This window comes from Streptomyces sp. NPDC050625 (assembly GCF_040654755.1).
Lineage (GTDB): Bacteria > Actinomycetota > Actinomycetes > Streptomycetales > Streptomycetaceae > Streptomyces.
In genome coordinates, this window is sequence record NZ_JBFAIQ010000040.1 from 37,928 (window position 1) to 53,866 (window position 15,939).

At 69.1% G+C, this 15,939-nt stretch carries 14 protein-coding genes and 2 pseudogenes; 14 read left to right on the forward strand and 2 right to left on the reverse strand.

Features of this window, described 5'->3' with window-relative positions; all coding sequences use genetic code 11:
* Positions 1-5 precede the first annotated feature (5 nt).
* The 9 genes and pseudogenes from AB0I54_RS42630 to AB0I54_RS42670 form a co-directional block, all read left to right on the forward strand.
* Positions 6-107: pseudogene (locus tag AB0I54_RS42630) on the forward strand (IS982 family transposase); the annotation flags it as partial.
* Positions 108-377: 270 nt separating this feature from the next.
* Positions 378-1,577 (forward strand): acetyl-CoA C-acyltransferase, encoded by a 1,200-nt coding sequence (locus AB0I54_RS42635; protein ID WP_363301754.1) that lies wholly within the window; start codon positions 378-380, stop codon positions 1,575-1,577.
* Positions 1,531-2,250, forward strand: coding sequence for an HAD family phosphatase (locus tag AB0I54_RS42640; protein WP_363301755.1), 720 nt, complete (start codon positions 1,531-1,533; stop codon positions 2,248-2,250). Before AB0I54_RS42635 ends, AB0I54_RS42640 begins: the two co-directional genes overlap by 47 nt.
* 144 nt (positions 2,251-2,394) lie before the next feature.
* The gene (locus tag AB0I54_RS42645; protein WP_363301756.1) at positions 2,395-3,918 is read left to right on the forward strand and encodes an AMP-binding protein; all 1,524 of its coding nucleotides are present in this window, start codon (positions 2,395-2,397) and stop codon (positions 3,916-3,918) included.
* Between the two features lie 75 nt (positions 3,919-3,993).
* Positions 3,994-4,686 carry a TetR/AcrR family transcriptional regulator gene (locus tag AB0I54_RS42650; protein ID WP_363301757.1) on the forward strand — a complete coding sequence of 231 codons (693 nt, stop codon included), beginning with the start codon at positions 3,994-3,996 and terminating at the stop codon, positions 4,684-4,686.
* Positions 4,687-4,993: 307 nt separating this feature from the next.
* Positions 4,994-5,812, forward strand: a complete 819-nt coding sequence (locus AB0I54_RS42655; RefSeq protein WP_363301758.1) for an SDR family oxidoreductase — start codon at positions 4,994-4,996, stop codon at positions 5,810-5,812.
* Between the two features lie 45 nt (positions 5,813-5,857).
* Positions 5,858-6,514: pseudogene (locus AB0I54_RS42660) on the forward strand (enoyl-CoA hydratase-related protein); the annotation flags it as partial.
* Positions 6,515-6,603: 89 nt separating this feature from the next.
* Positions 6,604-7,827, forward strand: a complete 1,224-nt coding sequence (locus AB0I54_RS42665; RefSeq protein ID WP_363301759.1) for an acyl-CoA dehydrogenase family protein — start codon at positions 6,604-6,606, stop codon at positions 7,825-7,827.
* 1 nt (position 7,828) lies between these two features.
* Complete coding sequence (locus tag AB0I54_RS42670) at positions 7,829-8,608, forward strand: SDR family oxidoreductase (protein ID WP_363301760.1); 780 nt, start codon at positions 7,829-7,831, stop codon at positions 8,606-8,608.
* A gap of 211 nt (positions 8,609-8,819) precedes the next feature.
* Here the strand turns inward: AB0I54_RS42670 and AB0I54_RS42675 are convergent, their stop codons facing one another.
* Together AB0I54_RS42675 and AB0I54_RS42680 are read right to left on the reverse strand one after the other, a co-directional pair.
* Positions 8,820-9,485 carry a TetR/AcrR family transcriptional regulator gene (locus tag AB0I54_RS42675; RefSeq protein WP_363301761.1) on the reverse strand — a complete coding sequence of 222 codons (666 nt, stop codon included), beginning with the start codon at positions 9,483-9,485 and terminating at the stop codon, positions 8,820-8,822.
* Positions 9,482-10,777 carry a helix-turn-helix domain-containing protein gene (locus tag AB0I54_RS42680; RefSeq protein ID WP_363301762.1) on the reverse strand — a complete coding sequence of 432 codons (1,296 nt, stop codon included), beginning with the start codon at positions 10,775-10,777 and terminating at the stop codon, positions 9,482-9,484. Before AB0I54_RS42680 ends, AB0I54_RS42675 begins: the two co-directional genes overlap by 4 nt.
* 188 nt (positions 10,778-10,965) lie before the next feature.
* Here AB0I54_RS42680 and AB0I54_RS42685 point away from each other — a divergent pair, with 188 nt between their 5' ends.
* From AB0I54_RS42685 to AB0I54_RS42705, 5 genes are read left to right on the forward strand one after another with little or no spacing between them, the layout of a single operon-like run.
* The gene (locus tag AB0I54_RS42685; protein ID WP_363301763.1) at positions 10,966-11,724 is read left to right on the forward strand and encodes an ABC transporter ATP-binding protein; all 759 of its coding nucleotides are present in this window, start codon (positions 10,966-10,968) and stop codon (positions 11,722-11,724) included.
* Positions 11,721-12,527, forward strand: a complete 807-nt coding sequence (locus tag AB0I54_RS42690; protein WP_363301764.1) for an ABC transporter ATP-binding protein — start codon at positions 11,721-11,723, stop codon at positions 12,525-12,527. Before AB0I54_RS42685 ends, AB0I54_RS42690 begins: the two co-directional genes overlap by 4 nt.
* Positions 12,528-12,532: 5 nt before the next feature.
* The gene (locus AB0I54_RS42695) at positions 12,533-13,414 is read left to right on the forward strand and encodes a branched-chain amino acid ABC transporter permease (RefSeq protein WP_363301765.1); all 882 of its coding nucleotides are present in this window, start codon (positions 12,533-12,535) and stop codon (positions 13,412-13,414) included.
* Positions 13,411-14,565, forward strand: a complete 1,155-nt coding sequence (locus tag AB0I54_RS42700; protein WP_363301766.1) for a branched-chain amino acid ABC transporter permease — start codon at positions 13,411-13,413, stop codon at positions 14,563-14,565. Before AB0I54_RS42695 ends, AB0I54_RS42700 begins: the two co-directional genes overlap by 4 nt.
* Before the next feature lie 5 nt (positions 14,566-14,570).
* Positions 14,571-15,848, forward strand: coding sequence for an ABC transporter substrate-binding protein (locus tag AB0I54_RS42705; RefSeq protein ID WP_363301767.1), 1,278 nt, complete (start codon positions 14,571-14,573; stop codon positions 15,846-15,848).
* Positions 15,849-15,939 lie beyond the last annotated feature (91 nt).

The following is a 15,939-nucleotide window of genomic DNA, read 5'->3' on the forward strand; positions in this document are numbered from 1 at the left end:
AGGCGGTGCGGCAACTGATCTGGTCGGTGAGCGACACACTCAAAGGCCAGCTCGACCTGGAACAGTACGGCGGCCGGACCATCGAAGGTGTCGGTGTTCGAATGGCCTAGGGCATCAGCGGCGGCGCGACCGGGTGCGCTCCGTGCCAGGCCCTGCACCGCCATGGTTTCCGAACCCGCCTGCTTGAACATGACGTCAGGTTCAACTATAACCGACCGAGGCGCCGGTCTCGTCACCCCTGCGGGCATGCGCTGGCATGCATAGGCGGAGGAGACGGTCAAGGCTGCTCACAGTGCCCGAGTTGGCGTTCGGCACCGCCCAGCGGTATCGAGCCCGGCTGACGACCGAACCGGACCAACAGGAAGCAGTGAGGTGACATGAGGGAAGCAGTCATCGTTTCGACGGCACGGACGCCGATCGGAAAGGCTTACCGCGGTGCGTTCAACGACACCCAGGCGCAGGAACTCGCCGCACATGCGCTCTCTCACGCGGTGCGGCGCGCCGGGCTCGAGGGGGGCGAAATCGATGATGTGATCTTCGGCTGCGCCGTGCAGCAGGGGTCCTCGGGTGTCAACGTCGCCCGCCAGGCCGTTCTCCGTGCGGGACTTCCGGACAGTGTGTCCGGGATGGCGATCGACCGGCAGTGCTCGTCGGGCCTGATGGCCATCGCGGCGGCTGCCAGGCAGATCGTCGGCGACGGCATGCAGGTCGCTGTCGGCGGCGGTGTTGAGTCGATCTCCTTGGTGCAGAACGACCACATGAACACCCACCGCATGGCGGATCCCTGGCTGGTCGAGCACAAGCCGAGTATCTACATGCCGATGTTGCACACGGCAGAGATCGTCGCCGAACGCTACGGCGTGAGCCGGGAACGCCAGGACGAGTTCGCGCTGAAGTCGCAGCAGCGCACCGCAGCGGCCCAGGAGGCCGGCCGGTTCGACCAGGAGATCGTCGCGCTCAACAGCGTCAAGAAGGTCCTCGAGAAGCGGTCCGGACAGGTGCGGGACGAGGCTGTGACCCTCACCCGGGATGAGGGCAACCGCGCGTCGACCACACTCGAGGGCCTGGCTGGATTGGCGCCGGTGCTGCCGGACGGTCAGGTGACCTCGCTTTCCAGCGTGACGGCGGGCAACTCCTCGCAGTTGTCGGACGGGGCTTCTGCGTCGGTGCTGATGGAGTCCAGGGAAGCCGAGCGCCGCGGACTGGAGCCGCTCGGCGTCTACCGGGGCATGGCCGTTGCCGGTTGCGGGCCGGACGAGATGGGCATCGGCCCGGTGTTCGCCATTCCGAAACTGCTGAAGCAGCACAACCTCACCATCGACGACATCGGCCTGTGGGAACTCAACGAGGCGTTCGCTTCCCAGGCGTTGTACTGCCGCGACGAACTACATATCGACCCGGAGCGGTTCAACGTCAATGGCGGCGCGATCTCGGTCGGTCATCCGTACGGAATGACCGGTGCCCGGCTGGTGGGACATGCCCTTATCGAGGGCAAACGCCGCGGTGTCCGGTATGTGGTGATCTCGATGTGTGTCGGCGGCGGAATGGGCGCAGCCGGACTGTTCGAGGTCGCCTGAGCTCGGCAAACCGACCCAGAGAGAGGTGGATACCGTGTCCAACGTGGCGAAAAGGGCCCGAACCGCGGTCTTGGTGGACTTCGGCGGAGTCATCACCTCCAGTGTGTTGCGGGCTTTCACCCAGTTCGGCGCCTCGCTCGGCGGCGACCCGCGCCTGCCGCTAGACCTCCTCGGCCGGGACCAGCCATCACGCACCCTCCTGGCCGACCACGAGTGCGGCCGTATCGACATCGAATCCTTCGAGCGAGGATTCGCCGAACGTCTCCGCGTCCACGGTGCCGACGTACCGGCCGAGGGGCTCACGGCGCGGATGCAAGCGGGGATGTCGATCGACCGGGACATGCTCGCGCTGCTTGGTGATCTTCGAGCAGCCAGTCATCCCGTTGCGCTCGTATCCAACTCGTTCGGTACCGGGACCTACGACGGTGTCGACCTCGCCGCCGTTGCCGACGTGGTCGTCATCTCCGCCGAGGTCGGGATCCGCAAGCCCTCCCGGCGGATTTACGTGATCGCATGTGAACGCCTCGGCATCCACCCAGAGGAGGCAGTCATGATCGACGATCTGCAGCAGAACCTCGACGGAGCGGCACGGATCGGGATCGGGGGCGTATTGCACACCGGTGCCGCCGACACTCGCCGTCAACTCGCCGAACGCTTCGGGATCACCGTCTGATCGATCGATCGACCCACCTGGCGCCGTGAGGTCGGTCATACCGCCACATCGTCCGAGGACTTGATGTCGAGTCCGGGCCAAGTCCACTGCTCGGCGTCCTGAGACCCGCACCGTCACCTGCACACATCCCGGAAGGCACCGCCCATGACTAGCGTTTTCGATCCAGTGTGCCGCCACGCGGCCGCCACTCCCGGCACCATCGCGCTGCGCGGCGCCAGGGATCAGTGGACGTACCTTCAGCTGCGTGAGGCGAGCGTACGGTATGCGGGCGCCCTGTCCGCCGCGGGCCTGTCCCCCGGGGACCGGGTGTTGCTCGCAGTGCCGTCGGTGCCCGAGTTCGTGGTGGCCTACCTCGGGATTCAGGCCGCGGGCTGTGTCGTGGTGCCTGTGAACACGATGTGCACCCGGGCCGAGGTGGAGTACGTCCTCGGCGACGCCGGGTGCTCATTGGCGATCGCATGGCACGCCCTCGGCCCCGCCGTCGCGGAGGCGGCCACAGTGCTCAAGGTGCCCTTCTGGACGCTGTCGCCGGGCGCGTCGGTCACCGGTGCGACCCCTGCCCCCGTAGTTGACCGGGACCGCGACGAGACCGCGGCCATCTTGTACACCTCGGGCACCACAGGGCGGCCGAAGGGGGCCCAGCTCACTGTCGGGAACCTGCTGTCCGCCGGGGAGATCGGCGCCGAGTGCAGCCGCGCCTCGAGCGCCGACCGTACCGGCACTGGACTCCCGTTGTTTCACGTGTTCGGCCAGGCGTCGGTCATGATGGCGACCTTGACCGTGGGTGGCTCGATGTCGTTGCTGGCCCGGTTCGACCCGGCGTCGATGCTGGAGATGCTGCGCCGCGACAGGCTCACCATTGTGGCCGGCGTGCCGACCATGTGGAACGCGCTGCTGCATGCGGCGGGCGATGCGAATCCGGCGGACTTCGCCGGTCTCCGTGTCGCCGTCTCCGGCGGCGCGTCGCTGCCCGGGGAGATCGCCCGGGCCTTCGAGGCTCGCTTCGGCTGCACCATCCTCGAAGGATATGGGCTCACCGAGACCACCGCGTTCGGCACCTTCAACGACGTCGACCGCGGTGGCAAGACCGGGTACACCGGCAGGGCGGTTCCGGGGCTGCAGGTCCAGGTGCGGGACGACGACGGCAACGAGTGCCCGCCGGGTATTGTCGGCGAGGTCCACATCAAGGGACCCACGGTGATGCGCGGCTACTGGAACCGCCCCGCGGACACCGCCGCGGCAGTCTCGCCCGACGGCTGGTTCCGGACCGGCGACCTCGGTGAAACCGACACGGACGGCGACCTGCGCATCGTAGACCGCATCAAGGACCTGATCATCCGGGGCGGTTACAACGTCTACCCCGGTGAGGTCGAGGAAGCTCTCTACGAGCATCCGGACATCCTCGAGGCAGCCGTGATCGGCGTTCCCGACGAGCACTACGGCGAGGAGGTCGCAGCGCTCATCGCCGCCCGGCCCGGTTCGGAGCTCGGTGCCGCCGAGGTGTCGAGCTGGGCACGAGAGCGGCTGTCCGCCTACAAGATCCCACGCATCGTCCGGTTCGTCGACGCGTTGCCCAAGGGTCCTACCGGGAAGATCCTCAAGCGGTCCATCGACCGTACCGCTCTGACCCGCGACACCGCGCCCGGCGGCGTCGCCGCCCGCCCCTGAACATCCCTCCGCCTGGGGGACCGCGCGCCTTGGGGGTTTGTGACTATGGCGTCGGATTCAAGTAGGGTTTCCAGGATGGACACCACTGCGCCCGAGGAGATCGACAGCGAGACGGCACCGCCCATGGCGCCCCTCTCGCACCTTCGCGAGCCGCCTACGACGCAGCGCGGAGCACGGACACGGGCTGCTTTGGTGAAGGCCGCGCGGAAGGTGTTCGAGAGGGACGGCTACCTCGACACCCGCCTGACCGACATCACCAAAGAGGCCCGATGCGCGGCGGGATCCTTCTACACCTACTTCGCCAACAAGGAGGAGGTGCTCGCCGCTGTTCTCCTGGAGGCGCAGGAGGACATGATGCACCCCGGCATGGGCCGGGTGCAGGGTACCGACGATCCCTATGCCGTGCTCGAGGCGAGCAATCGCGCGTATCTCGAGGCATACAAACGGAACGCGAAGCTGATGGCGCTGCTTGAACAGGTCGCACAAGTGGAGCCGGAGTTCCGTGACTTCCGACGGCGGCGCGGGGACGCGTTCATCCGCCGCAATGCCCGCGGTATCGCCGACCTGCAGGCGCGGGAAGTCGCAGACCGGGAGGTCGATCCGATGTTGGCCTCCCGTGCGCTGTCGGGCATGGTCAGTGTCATGGCCTACAACGCCTTCGTGCTCTCCGAAGGGCAAGAAGAAGGCACGCCGGTGGACTTCGAGGAGCTCGTCTCCACGGTCACCCGGCTCTGGGCGAACGCGCTGCGGTTCCCCGGCCACCGCTGATCCGGCAGCCGGGACCCCTACCTCAACACACCCGGTACCGGCGGGTGCCATCTCTCCTTCTCGTCTCCTACACGGACGTGACGATCGCGCCAGGCGCATCGGCCGTCTCCCTGGAACCGAGCTCCTTGACGATCCATGCGGTGAGCCGCTCAGCCCCTCGGGCCGGGCGGCTTCTGCGTGTGGTGCCGCGCACCTCACAGTTGAACTTGAAGCCAGATTCAATTATATAGGAGAGCAAGAGCACGGTGACATCCTCTCGGGGTCCGTGCCGAGGCATCGCACGCCGCTTCAACGGAGAGGGTCCGCTGTGAACGTTGCACAAAGGGTCGCCGTCGTCACCGGTGGCGGTGGCGGCATCGGTAGCGCGCTGGTCGCACGGCTCGCTCGCGAGGGTGCCAGGGTCGTCGTCGCAGACCTTGACGTCGAGACCGCGCGGGCGGTGTCGGAGAGAGTCAACGCCGACCATCCGGGAAGCACCGTCAGCGCCGGCGCGGACGCGTCGGACCCCGCCCAGATCCAGCAGCTGATCGCCCTGGCGGAGAGCGCGTTCGGTCCGGTCGACCTCTACTTCGCGAATGCGGGCATCGCGGGGGCGCTCGGCCTCGACGCGAGCGAACAGGACTGGGACCTCTCGATCGACGTCAACCTGCGAGCCCACATCCGTGCTGCAACGCTGCTGGTACCGCAGTGGCTTGAGCGCGGTGAGGGCTACTTCGTCAGCACCGCCTCGGCGGCCGGGCTGCTCACGCAGATCGGCTCCGCCACGTACGCCGTCACCAAGCACGCGGCCGTCGCTTTCGCCGAGTGGCTGAGTGTCACCTACGGCGATCGCGGGGTCCGTGTCAGCTGTCTGTGCCCGATGGGCGTGAACACCAGGATGCTGACCTCCGGGAAGGACTCCGGGGACGCGCTTGGAAGAGCGGCGACCCAGGCCGTCACGTCCGCGGGTGACGTCCTGGAGCCGGCCGAGGTCGCCGACACCGTCCTGGCCGCGATCGAGGACGAACGCTTCCTGATCCTGCCGCACGAAGACGTTCGTGAGATGTACCGGCACAAGGGCCTTGACTACGACCGGTGGCTGCGCGGGATGCGCCGCTACCAGAGCTCCCTGCTGGCACAGGCATGACCGGCACGCCGGGCGCGCTCGTCCTCGCAGAACACCGCGGGCCTGATGCTCACCTTCAACCGGCCGGCCAAGCTGAACGCCTGGATCGACGAATTCGACGACCGCTACTTCACACTGCTCGACGCCGCCGAAGACGACCCGGAGGTATGCGCCGTCGTGGTCACCGGTGCGGGACGCGGATTCTGCGCGGGAGCCGACCTCCAGCGGCTGCAGGCGGCCGACGAGGTCTCGGAGGCGGACAGGGCACGGCGCCGCCCGCGGGACTTGCCGCTGACCCTGCGCAAACCGCTGATCGCTGCGGTTGGCGGGGTGACCGCGGGCCTGGGCATGGTGGAGGCGCTCTACTGCGACGTTCGCTTCGGCTCGCCCTCGGCCCGGTTCACCACGGCAATCGCGCAACGCGGGCTGATCGCCGAGTACGGGATCTCGTGGCTGCTGCCCCGGATGGTAGGGCACAGCCGGGCAACGGACCTGTTGCTGTCGAGTCGCATGGTGGATGCCGAGGAGGCCCTACGTGTCGGACTCCTCGACCACCTGGTCCCCACCGGCGGTGTGGTCGATGCCGCTGTCGCGTACGCCACCGATCTGGCCAGGCGCTGCTCCCCGGCCTCCATGGCCACCATCAAGAGCCAACTGAACAACGACGCAGACGGCACCTACGCCGATTCCGTGGCCCGGGCGGAAGGCCTCATGCTCCAGGCCTTCCGCGGGTCCGATGTCGTCGAAGGCGTGGCCAGTCACCTCGGCAAGCGCCCGCCGAAACTTTCCCTCCCTACCCATCAGGAGTTCAGATGTCCCTGTTCGAGACGTCGGACCGCGCCAAGAAATGCCAGGCGGATCTGCTCGAGTTCATGGATTCGCACATCTACCCCGCGGAGGCGGTGTACCACGAGCAGATGCGCGCGGCGGGTGACCCGCACTTCCACCCGCCGATCATCGAGGACCTCAAGGCGGAGGCGCGGAGGCGCGGACTGTGGAACCTCTTCCACCCGCACCAGGAGTGGGGCCCCGGCCTGACGAACCTCGAGTACGCGCCGCTGGCGGAGATCATGGGGCGCAGCCACATCGCCTCCGAAGCGTGCAACTGCAACGCACCCGACACCGGCAACATGGAGGTGCTCACGCTGTTCGGCAGTGACGAGCACAAGGAGAAGTACCTCAAGCCCCTGCTCGACGGCACGATGGCCTCGGCCTTCGCGATGACCGAGCCGCGTGTCGCCAGTTCCGACGCCACCAACATCGAGTTGCGGATGGAGCGCGACGGCGACGAGTACGTGCTCAACGGCCGCAAGTGGTTCGCGTCCAACGCCCTGCACCGCAACTGCAAGGTGCTCATCGTCATGGGGAAGACGGACCCCACCGCTGCTCCGCACCGGCAGCAGTCGATGATGGTCGTCCCGATCGACGCCCCCGGGATCACGGTGCTGCGCGGCCTGCCGGTGTTCGGCTACCAGGACCGTGAGGGGCACGCCGAAATCGACTTCACCGACGTACGGGTGCCGGCCAAGGACCTCCTCAAGGGCGAGGGAGAGGGATTCGCGATCAGCCAGGCCCGGCTCGGGCCCGGTCGTATCCACCACTGCATGCGGGCCATCGGCGCGGCCGAGCGCGCGCTGGAGCTGATGTGCAGGCGTGCGCAGTCACGGGTGACGTTCGGCAGTCCGGTTGCTGAACGGTCCAACATCCAGGACTGGATCGCGGAAGCGCGTATCGACATCGAGATGATCCGCCTGCTCACGCTCAAGGCCGCGCATCTGATGGACACGGTCGGGAACAAGGAAGCACGCACCGAGATCGCGGCCATCAAGGTGGCCGCCCCGAACATCGCGTTGAAGATCATCGACCGTGCGATCCAGGTGCACGGAGCAGCAGGAGTGACCGAGGACTTCCCGCTGGCGATGATGTACGCCCAGCTGCGGACGCTGCGGCTGGCGGACGGCCCCGACGAGGTCCACAAGCGGGCCATCGCCGGTCACGAGCTGCGGCGGTACCGCGGCGCGGCAGTGGTGAACTGAGATGGCAGGACTGGATCTCACCGGTCGCACCGCTGTCGTTACGGGCGCCTCACGCGGTATCGGGCTCGCGATCGCCCAGGCCGTCGCCGCAGCCGGCGCGAACGTCGTCCTCACTTCCCGGTCCCAGGAGGCGGCGGACACCGCCGCGGCCCAGGTCGGGGGCACCGCGGTCGGCGTCGGCGCCCACGCGGTCGACGAAGAAGCGGCCCGGCGCTGTGTCGATCTGACTCTCGAGCGCTTCGGGAGCCTGGACATCCTCGTCAACAACGCGGGGACCAACCCAGCCTTCGGGCCCCTCGTCGACCAGGACCACGGCAGGTTCGCCAAGACCTTCGACGTGAACCTGTGGGCTCCCCTCTTGTGGACGGGTCTGGCCACGCGGGCCTGGATGGGCGAGCAGGGCGGCGCGGTCGTCAACACCGCGTCGGTCGGAGGCATGGCCCTCGAGGCGAACATCGGCCTGTACAACGCGTCCAAGGCCGCACTGATCTACCTCACGAAGCAACTGGCCCTGGAACTCTCGCCGAAGGTGCGCGTCAATGCGGTGGCACCGGGTGTGGTGCGCACGAAGCTGGCCGAGGCTCTGTGGAAGGACCACGAGCAGGCCGTTTCCGCCTCGACGGCACTGGGGCGCATCGGGGAGCCCGCCGACATCGCCTCGGCGGTCGCCTTTCTAGTCTCCGACGCCGCGAGTTGGATCACCGGCGAGACGATGGTGATCGACGGCGGCCAGCTCCTCGGTGACGCGGTCCCGTTCAGGCACTTCGGCAGCGGTGTCTAGCTCGGACGTCGTCGGAGTCGACGCCGGGGCGTGAGCCGCCGGTTCGCAAACCCTCGGCGTCGACTTCGCCGGACTGCCTGTCACCGACCGGATCGGGCTCGGCCGGTCGAATCCGACCCACCTGATACGGGACGGGGAGAACCGCGGTGGCACCATCCCAGCCTCGTCGGGCCGTGGCCGCTCCTGTTGCCCCGGCCATGCGCCGGGCGCTTCAGCCGGGGGGTGCCGACAGATGGATCAGGATGCCGCACACCTCGTCCACGATCTCCCGGGCCTCCGTCTCGTCCCCGCAGTCGCCCAGCTCGCGTGCCGCCCCTCCAATGACGGTGGTCAGCACACTCACCCGGACCCGGCCGGCGCGTTGCCGCTCGTCCACCTCCAGCAGCCGGGCGTTGCGCCGTACCCATGCGCGGTCCCACTGGCGGCGCAGCGCGTCGAAGCCCGCGGGGCTGTCGTCCTCCACAAGGAGTCTGCCGAGCCGCCGGTTGTCCCAGGCGCCCTCCAGGTACGCCCTGGCTCCCGCCACGAAGAGGACGATGGGGTCGTCCACCCCACGGCTGCGCTCGGAGGCGAGTGTGGCCGCCGTCCGGCGCTCCTGCTCCTCCCGGAACTCCTCCCAGAGGGCGAGGTAGAGCCCGCGCTTCCCCCCGTAGTGCTGGAACAGGCTGCCCACCGGGATGCCGGAGCGCCCCGCGATCTGGGTGAGAACGGCGTCGGTGTAACCGCGCTCGGTGAACACCTCCAGTGCGGCGTCCAGCAGCGCACGCCGGACCGTTCGGTCCTGCCCGGCGTGCCCCTCCGGCAGGCCCATGCCCGCCGGCCCGTCCGGCAGCCGACATGCCGGCTCGGTCCCGGAAGACTCCACGATGCCGCTCACTGCTCATCCCCACCTTCCCCGGCCCCGTCGCGGATGGCGAGGGCGACCAGTAGTTCCAGGAGGTCGGAGATCCGGCGCGGATTGCGGCCGGTCCGTTCCTCGATCCGGCGCAACCGGTAGTGCGCCGTGTTGTGATGCACCCGCAGCCGGTCGGCGGCCAGCCGCAGATTGAGGTCCGCCTCCACGAAGGCCCGTATGGTGGCGGCCAGCGTGTCGCCACGTCTGCGGTCCTCCTCCAGCAGCCCGCGTACCCGGGGATCGACCAGCTGGCGGGCGAGGTCGTCGGCGCGCAGCGCCAGGTAGTCGAACGGGGACAGCCGCGGCAGCGCCGCCACCCCGCCCCCGCTCGGCACCAGGTCGAGGGCGGCCCGCGCCTCCGCGTAGGCGCGCGGCAGTTCACATGCGCCCTGCGCGACCGTGCTGATCCCCATGGAGAGCATGGTCCCGTCCCGCGCGAGCCGTCGCTGCACGGCCTCGAAGTGGGCGCAGATGTCCTCCGCGTTCATGCCGGCCCGGACCACGGGCACGGCCACCACCTCACCGTGGCGCACCACGACCAGGGTGCGGCCGGCCCAGGGCCCGGCGACGCTGATCGACGCGCTGGTGGCATACCCGTTCTCGGCCGAGGTGTGGTCCCCCGTGCGCGTGTCGCCGACGCACACCGCCACGACCGCCATCATCGGCGAGCGCGGTCCGATGCCGTACGCCTGCGCCGCTGCGAACAGCGGACCGCGCGCCGGTGCCACGCCCGCCAGGAGCTGGTCCAGGAGATCCCGGCGCTCCCGGTCCGCATCCGCCACCACGTGCTGCTGGTACTCGACGTAGGCCTGCGCGGCATGGGTGCTGGCGTAGTCGACGTACCGCATCAGCGGGGTGACGAGGGACAGCGCGGCCTGCTGAGCCTCGGCGGACGTGCCCGCGCACTCCAGCATCGCGTCCCACATCACCTGCCGACCGACCCGGAAGGCACTGATCCAGTCCTCGAGAGCGAACCCCGCGCGGGCTCTGCGCATGGCTGCCGCCCGGCTGAAGACCAGGTCTTCGGCGTCGATGGCGCGGTCGCCGGCCAGCGCCGCCAGCTGCATCCGGTAGTGCTCGAGCACCTGCTCCCGTACCTCGTCGAAGAACCGTTCGTCCTGCAGCGCGTACGACGGGATCTCCGCGCGCATCACCTCGACGGCGGTCTCCGCCACCTCCTCGACCCGGTCGTGGACGGCGTGCAGGATCCGCCGCCGCTCCCGGCGGAGCGGTTCGGAGAATTGGGGGGCGCCCAGGGCGGGACCGCGAGGCATGGCGCAGATCGTCGCTGTCCCACTCGTGCTTCGTCAACAGGCTCGGCGTGAGACATCTCCCGCAACCTGTGCGCGGCGCACAGTGCGCCGACCGGCAAGTTGGGTGCTCGCACCCAATGTGCGCCTGGAACGCCGCCACCTACTGTGACGCTCGCCCACCCCCCAGCACGTCGGAAGGGGCGTCACTCATGCTCGCGGTCGACGGTATCACCGTGCGCTTCGGCGGGATCACGGCACTGGACGGTGTCGCATTCACCGTTGAGCTGGGCACCGCCGTAGGGCTCATCGGACCCAACGGAGCCGGCAAGACCACTTTGTTCAACTGCCTCACCAGGCGCTGCGCTCCCGATGAGGGAGACGTGCGGTTCGAGGGCGAGGACCTGCTGGCCCTCCCGCCGCACGCCGTCGCAGAGCGCGGCATCGCCCGCACCTTCCAGAACCTGGGCCTGTTCCCGCAGCTCACGGTCCGGGAGAACGTCATGGTCGGCGCCCACAGCCGGGGGCGCACCGGACACCTCGCCGCGGCGCTCCGGCTGCCCCGCGTCCGGCGGGAGCAGAGGGAACTACGTGACCAGGCGGACGACCTCCTACGACGGCTCGCCCTGGCGGACGTCGCCGACCACCCCGCCGCCGGGCTGCCGTTCGGCACCCTCAAACGCGTCGAACTCGCCCGGGCGCTCGCGGTACGGCCCCGGCTGCTGTTGCTTGACGAACCCGTCAACGGGCTCAGCCACGGCGAGGTCGGTCAATTCGCGGATCTGGTCCGGTCGGTGTGCCAGGACTTCGACCTCAGTCTCGTGGTGGTCGAACACCACATGGGGTTCGTGATGGGCCTGTGCGACAAGGTGGTCTGCCTCGACTTCGGCCGCAAGATCGCCGAGGGCTCGCCGGAGGAGATCCAGCGCGACCCTGCGGTCGTCGAGGCGTACCTGGGGGTGGCCGCATGAGCGAGCCCACCACCGACCGCACCGAGGCCCGGGCGAGTGCGGAGCCGGACTTCCTGAAGGTGTCCGGCCTGCACGCCGGATACGGCCAGGCCCGCGTGCTCGAGGGCCTCGACTTCTCCGTCGCCCGCGGCGAGGTGTGCGCGATCCTCGGACCCAACGGCGCGGGCAAGACCACGACGCTGCGGGCGCTGAGCGGCATGGTCCGCGGCCGCGGCTCGGTCACCCTGAACGGCACCGAACTGCTGGGCCGCTCGCCCGAGCAGGCCGCCAGGCTCGGCGTGGCGCACGTCCCCGAGGGCCGCGGCACCTTCAACGACCTGACCGTCGAGGAGAACCTGCGCATCGGCGCCCATCTGCGCACAGGCCCCCGGCGGCGGGGCCGCACCGAGCGGGCGGCCGTGACGGCTGACCTGGAACGGATCTACGGCCACTTCCCCAAACTGCGCCAGCGGTCGCGTCAGGCCGCCGGCAGCCTCAGCGGCGGGGAGCAGCAGATGCTCGCCATCGGCAGGGCGCTCATGCTGCGGCCCTCGCTGCTGCTCCTGGACGAGCCGTCCCTGGGGCTCGCGCCGCTGGTCACCCGTGAGCTGTTCGAGATCGTCCGTGCCGTCAACGAGGAGGAACGCACCACCGTGATCGTCGTCGAGCAGAACGCCCAGCTCGCGCTGGACATCGCGCACCGGGCGCACGTACTGGAGGCTGGCCGCCTGATGCTGTCCGGACCGGCTCAACGGATCCGCGAGGACGGGCAGGTCGCCGAGGTGTACCTCGGCGTCTCCGTCCTCTCCCGGAAGGCCGGGTGAGCGCTGTGACCGATCTTGTGCAGCAAGTGGTGGAAGGACTGGGCTCCGGAGCGGTGTACGCCAGCCTGGCGCTGGCCCTGGTGCTGATCCACCGGTTCACGGGGATCGTCAACTTCGCGCAGGGCGAGCTGGCCATGCTCTCGACGTACGTCGCCTGGCAGCTGGTGGCCTCCGGGATGCCGTTCTGGCTGGCGCTGCCGGTCACCCTGGCGGTGTCCTTCGCCGGCGGCATGCTGGTCGAACGCATCGCGATCCGCCCCGTGCAGGGCGCGCCCGAGCTGACGGTGGTCATCGTCACGGTCGGCCTGTTCATCTTCGTCAACGCGTTGGCCGGCCTGATCTGGTCGTTCACCGTGAAGGACTTCCCGCAGCCGTTCCCCGACGGTGGGCTCGACCTGGCCGGGGTGCGTCTGGACTGGTCGACGCTCGGGATTCTCGGCGTGGTGGCCGTCGTGATGGGCCTGCTGTACCTGCTGTTCCAGCACACCTCCGTCGGCCTGGTGATGCGGGCGGTCGCCGGCAACCCCTCCTCCGCACGGCTGTCGGGCATCCGGGTGGGCCGGGTGCTGATGCTCGGCTGGGGGCTGGCGGCGACCGTCGGCGCGGTGTCGGGCGTGCTCGTCGCCCCAGTGCTGTTCCTGGAGCCCAACATGATGGGCGGCGTGCTGATCTACGCGTTCGCCGCGGCCACCCTCGGAGGCTTCGACAGCCCGGTGGGCGCGGTCGTCGGCGGCCTGTTCGTGGGAATCGCCGAGACGCTGACCGGGGCGTACGTGGACGTGATCGGTGCCGATCTGAAGGTGGGCGTTCCCCTGGTGATCATCCTCGCGGTGCTGCTGGTGCGGCCCCAGGGCTTGTTCGGACGGGCGGCGGTGGAGCGCGCATGAACACCATCACAGCGGCACTCGACACCGACCGGGCCCGGCGGCTGCGCGTCGCGCTCACCGTGCTGCTCGCGGCGGCGGTCGCCGTCGGCGCACCGTTCTACTTCGCCCCCTTCCAGGTCTTCCAGCTGACCATGGTGCTGGTATACGCCGTGGCGCTGGCCGGGCTGAACCTGCTCGTCGGATTCGGCGGACAGATCTCCCTCGGCCACGGCGCGTTCTTCGCGGCCGGCGCCTACACCGCGGCGATCATGCTCGACCGGTTCGACACCGGCCACCTGGCCACCCTGCCCGTTGCGGCCGCAGCATGCTTCCTGCTGGGACTCGGCTTCGGGGTGCCCGCACTGCGGCTGCGCGGGCTGTACCTGGCGCTGGTCACCCTCTCGTTCGCGGTGTTCCTGCCGCCCTTGCTCAAGCGGCTCGAACCGGTGACGGGGGGCTCGATGGGCCTGACCGTGGAAAAGCTGCAGCCGCCCGCGTGGAGTGGGCTGGCCGAGGACCAGTGGATGTACTTCGTGGTCCTCGCCGTCACCGCGGTGGCCCTGCTGCTCGCCCGCAACCTGCTGCGGTCCCGGGTCGGCCGGGCACTGCTCGCCGTGCGGGACAACGAGAGCGCCGCCGAGGTCATGGGCGTGCGGCTGTCGCTGCACAAGACCCTCGCCTTCGCGTGGAGCGCGATGTTCGCGGGTGTCGCCGGATGCCTGTACACCTGGGTGATCGGCTTCGTCTCGCCCGACTCCTTCAGCTTCGTTCTGTCCATCACCCTGCTGGCCGGCCTGGTGGTCGGGGGGCTCGCCTCGCTGTACGGGCCCCTGCTGGGGGCGGCGTTCGTGATGTACGTGCCGAGCGTGTCCCAGGACGTCAGCGAGGCGGCACCGGGAGTGGTGTTCGGCCTGCTGATCATCACGGTGATGTTCGTGGCCCCGACGGGACTGGCCGGTCTGCCGCGCCGTGTCATGGGCGCTGTCGTGCGTCGTCTGCCCCGTACCGCTGACGCCCTCGACCGGACGCCGGAGGCCGCATCCGCATCCGTGCCCGAAGCGGAGCCGGAGTCCCGGACCGCATCCGAACCCTCCGTCACCCTCGACCCTGCGGATCCCGCTGTTGTCGACGCCGAACCCGTGGGCGCACCGCCCCGCACGGAAAAGGAATGAGTCACATGCGCAAGACGACCGCACTGCGGGCGGCCGCGACCGCGACCGCCGCTCTGCTCACCGCCACCGCCTGCAGCAGCCAGCGAGGACAGGACGATCAGCCCACCACCGCCGGTGGCGCGTGCAAGGGCCAGCAGACCACCGGCATCACCGACAAGACCATCAAGCTGGGCGGGATCTATCCGCTGTCGGGACCTGCCTCCGCGTACGGCACGATCAGCAAGGGCGTGGCCGCCTACTTCAAGTACGTCAACGACAAGGGCGGCATAGACGGACGCAAGGTGGAGTTCGTCGTCCGCGACGACGGCTACCAGCCGCCCAAGGCGGTCGAGGAGGCCCGCAGACTCGTCGAGCAGGAGAAGGTCTTCGCCGTGTTCCAGACCCTGGGCACCCCGTCCACGGCGGCCGTGTGGGACTACCTCGACAAGCAGAAGGTGCCGCAGCCCTTCGTCGCCACGGGCGCCTCCGTCTGGGGCACGGACACCAAGCACCCCTGGACCATCGGGTGGCAGCCCAACTACGTCGCCGAGGCCAGGGTGTACGCCAAGTACCTCAAGGACAGGAAGCCGAAGGCCAAGGTCGCGGTCCTCTACCAGAACGACGACTTCGGCAAGGACCTGCTCGGCGGGTTCAAGAAGGCCGTCGCCGGCAGCGGCATCAAGGTGGTCGCCGCGGAGAGCTACGAAGTCACCGACCCGTCCGTGTCGGCTCAGATGGCGAGCCTCGCCCGCTCCAAGGCGGACGTGCTGCTGGACGTCACCACCCCCAAGTTCGGCAGCCAGGCCCTCGCCGCCGACGCCAAGAACACCAAGTGGAACCCGCTGCACATCGTCAACAATGTGTCCTCATCGGCAGCCGTGCTCCAGCCCGCCGGGTTCAAGAACGTGCAGGGCGTGGTCTCGGCGACCTACTTCAAGGACCCCGCCGACCCGCAGTGGGCCAACGACCCCGAGATGAAGACCTACATGAGCGCCATGCACAAGTACGCTCCCGACACCGACCCGGCCAACCAGTTCAACGCCTACGGCTGGGCCGTCGCCTCCAGCCTGCACAAGGCCCTGGACGCGATGAAGTGCCCGACCAGGGAAGGGCTGCGGGACGCCGTGCGCAGCCTGAAGAACGTGAAGGTGGGCCTGCTGCTGCCCGGTGTCACGATGTCCACGGGCCCCGGCGACGCCTTCCCGCTCGAGACGATGCAACTGATGCGGTTCAAGGGCGAGCGGTGGCAGCTGTTCGGCAAGCCGGTGAACACCCGCAAGGAGTTCGGCCCGCTGACGAAGTGAGCCGGCGGGGGCGGTCCCGGTCGATGCCCCGACCCTCGGGACCGCCCCCCCCCCCCGAACGGGAGAGCACACCAAAGAAAAACACTCACAC